Source organism: Ensifer sp. ENS02 (genome assembly GCF_014851885.1).
In the GTDB taxonomy this organism is placed as follows: Bacteria; Pseudomonadota; Alphaproteobacteria; order Rhizobiales; family Rhizobiaceae; genus Ensifer; species Ensifer adhaerens.
In genome coordinates, this window is record NZ_JACVAO010000046.1 from 1 (window position 1) to 3,117 (window position 3,117).

Annotated in this window: 3 protein-coding genes and 2 pseudogenes; all 5 read right to left on the minus strand. The window is 57.9% G+C overall.

The window, feature by feature from the left end; translation table 11 throughout:
- Nucleotides 1-287 (minus strand): hypothetical protein (locus tag IB262_RS35805; RefSeq protein ID WP_210337875.1); only part of this gene is annotated, 287 nt, incomplete at its 3' end.
- A 984-nt stretch (nt 288-1,271) separates the two neighbouring features.
- Nucleotides 1,272-1,442 (minus strand): annotated as a pseudogene (locus tag IB262_RS35285) (ATP-binding protein); the annotation flags it as partial.
- Nucleotides 1,435-1,873, minus strand: a pseudogene (locus tag IB262_RS35290) (IS21 family transposase); the annotation flags it as partial. The pseudogenes IB262_RS35285 and IB262_RS35290, both read right to left, overlap by 8 nt.
- Nucleotides 1,874-1,971: 98 nt before the next feature.
- Complete coding sequence (locus IB262_RS35295) at nt 1,972-2,562, minus strand: IS6 family transposase (protein WP_192494565.1); 591 nt, start codon at nt 2,560-2,562, stop codon at nt 1,972-1,974.
- A 289-nt stretch (nt 2,563-2,851) separates the two neighbouring features.
- Nucleotides 2,852-3,117 (minus strand): hypothetical protein (locus tag IB262_RS35810; RefSeq protein WP_210337878.1); only part of this gene is annotated, 266 nt, incomplete at its 5' end.

Below are 3,117 nucleotides of genomic sequence, written 5' to 3' on the forward strand. Positions count from 1 at the left end.
TCCGAATCCGCAACCGTCAGCCTCAGCGCATCCTCGACAAACCCGGGAAACGCCGCCTCGGACCGCAGATACAAAGGCGAAACAGGGCCCTCAATCGGTCGAGCGCCACGACGCGCGCCTTCTAGCGATTGGACAAACGCATTCCCATCACGCTCAGGCGTATGGGCCGCCGAAATCTGATGCACAGTGTCCCTTAAGGTCTGTATTCCACGCAAGAGACCGAACATTCCATAACCCTGAAAAGGCTCGCGAGCTTCTGCAAACCAGTGATGTGAAAAAATACTCAATCCGGAGGCCGGGCGGCCACAATCGCAGCATCGTTGAAGGACTGTGGCCCAACAGATGAGCGATCCATCAACGTTTGCGCGCCCAGGCACTCCACCTCACCTGAGCAGCCACCGTTCTCTGTATGTGCAGCGTAAGCCGCGTTCTCCAGACCGCAGCGAAGCCAATGCAAAACGGTAGGATCCGCTGTTGCCCACAGGGGAGCTCTGCGTCTCATGCAGAGCTCCCCTGTAGCAATTGCTTCTTGCACGCCGACTAGGTTTTTGAGACCTGGGGCGGCCGGTGAAGCCATCACCTGAAATGGAACAAGCGGGGAGGGTGGAGCTTGCATGGTTCATTCACAGGCGATGTGTATTGATAACATTGGACCGGTAATGACGTCAAGCGATTATGACAGTCACAATTGTGAACGGTGATATCAAGTGATCTGGTTCGTTGGCGGTGGGCGCGCGCCTTGCGATCACAAAATCCGGGTGAACCGGCGGATAGGGAGATTTGCGTGCGAGCCGACCACGCTGCACCGCAGGGTTGGCCAGCTCGTGGACGAAATCTGATCAGAGATTTGTAACGTGCTGGGTTCCGGGGAAGGGGAGGGGCGGTCGCCGGTCGGATCGTTGGTAACGGTCTGAGTAGCGGTCATCTCCGCGCGTTGCCAGTTGTGTGCGAAGGAACGGCATCACATAACAAATCTGTGACAGCACACTTGAATTGTGTATGGCGAATTGTTATCAAGCTTCATCAGCGTCTGCCGTAAGGGCCCGGAAGTTAAATTCTTCGTTTGGTCTTTAAGGGGATGCTGATGTCTTTTTTGACCACCACTTGTCTGAGGAGACCGGTGGTGCGTCGGAGCCAGCACCTTATGGAAGCTCCGTTGGCGGACCTCGGAGCTTCCTTTTTTAAGGGCGAAAATTCCAGTAACGATCATTATTGTTGCTGCTTCACAGAGCGTCCGACGCGCGGAAACGGGTCTTGGTGCATAGCCGGTCGGCGAGATGGCTCTTTCCGCCGCCAGACGGACCGAACAGGAGGATATTGGCACCTTTGGCGAGCCAACTATCGCCGGCGGCAATGGCCATGACCTGGGCCTTGGAGACCATGGGCGCGGCGTCGAAGGCGAAGCTCTCGAGTGTCTTGCCAGGCGGCAGATGCGCCTCGGCTCGCCATGGGCTTTTTGCGCAGAGAGTGGATGACGTGGTGATAGTTGACGACCTGGTCATGCTTGCCGCTCGCGTGGGCGCGACCTCGCGGCAACGTCAGAAAATGCGTGCCGCCGATGAAGACGTTGAGACGATCGTCAAACAAACGCACACGCAGCCGGTGGCCGATCAAACGGGAGGGGACGGTGTAGAAGACCTTGCGCAAGGCGAAGCCGCCGGTGCGCGACACGGTGACGACCACCTCCTCGAAGTCGGTGGTGCGGCGATCGGGTAGTCCCTGCAGATGCGGGCGCTCGGCATCGATGCGCTTGCCATGTGCGGCATTGCGGCGGCTGACGATCATCGTCGATGAAGGCGCGGTAGGAGCGGAGATCGTCGAAGTCTCTGGTGCCGCGCATCAGGAGTGCATCGCGGACCGCATTCTTGAGATGGAAAAATTGCGCCGCGGCGTGGGTGTAACTCCGGTCAGGCTAGGCCCTCCCTTCGTCACACCCACGCCGCCGAGTCTCATCCTGATTGACGCGGAATCTCACCTTGATTGCCGCCGCGCAGAAGCCGATTTGAAGCGCTTCATGATCCTCTCCCTTCGTCGGATCGGCTGATGCGAATTCTCTGCCCGGTTATTCAAGCCCTTGTGGGAGCGATGTTCAATACCCGGCATGATCTGGCGCCTGGCTGCGCCGTAAGATCGAAGCTTGTCGGTGATCATTACGCGAGGTGATCGGCCTTGCCCTTTCAGGAGCTTTCGCATGAGACGCCTGGCGGCCGTGGCATTGCGCCGACTTTGCACCAGAACGTCGAGGACGAAGCCGTCCTGATCTACGGCACGCCACAGCCATTGCTTCTGTCCACGAATCGTGATGACGACCTCGTCGAGATGCCATTTATTGCCGAGCTTTCCGGCTGAGCGCCTGCGAACGTCATTGGCAAAGTGCCTGCCGAATTTCTCCGCCCATAAACGGATCGTCTGATGTGAGACGATGATGCCACGGGCTGCCAGCAGGTCTTCGACCATTCGCAGGCTGAGGGGAAACCGGAAATACAGCCAGACCGCATAGGCAATCACATCAGCGGGAAATGGGTGACGACGATAAAGTCGATTGTGGGCAATGTTCCTCATGCCCATTCATCGCAGGCGGAAATAGACCGCCGGTTAACGTTACAGTGCCGTCGTCCCACTTGCAAAATCGCAAATCATCCAGTGCCGCGAGGCGCAGACCATCGAAGACCGCGGGCAGAAACGTCGCGCAATGTGCCGCGGCCAAAGGACGGTGCTTTCAGCGGCGGTCGCCGTCGATTGGCAGAATTTCTGAGCGACCGTCCCTGCAAGTTCGCCCGCTCAGAAACGGAAAAGCGGCGACCGGTCGCCGCTTTTCTTGTTTGCGATGGTCCGATCCGAATAGCACGTGCTATCCGCTCATGTCTGGCCCTTGCGTGATTTGTCCGTTGGCAGCAAGAGGGCGTTGCAGGAGCCGCTCTGACCTCCATTTCTCCTGAATGGGTTGCGGTATCGTTGGATTCTGCCGCCGCTCTGCAGCCACGGAATATGTTCCAAAGAGTGCGGTTTCGGCATTGAAGCTGGGTGAGTGAGTAAAGCCAACGCCTTTTGCCGAAGGGGCTTTTGACGTCCATATGTCGAAAGCGGTGTTGCACACCGGTTTTCCCTGCGTTTGTT

Excerpts from the sequence above, each read along its gene's own strand:
- IB262_RS35295 (WP_192494565.1), bottom strand. The coding sequence starts at position 2,562 with ATGAGGAACATTGCCCACAATCGACTTTATCGTCGTCACCCATTTCCC.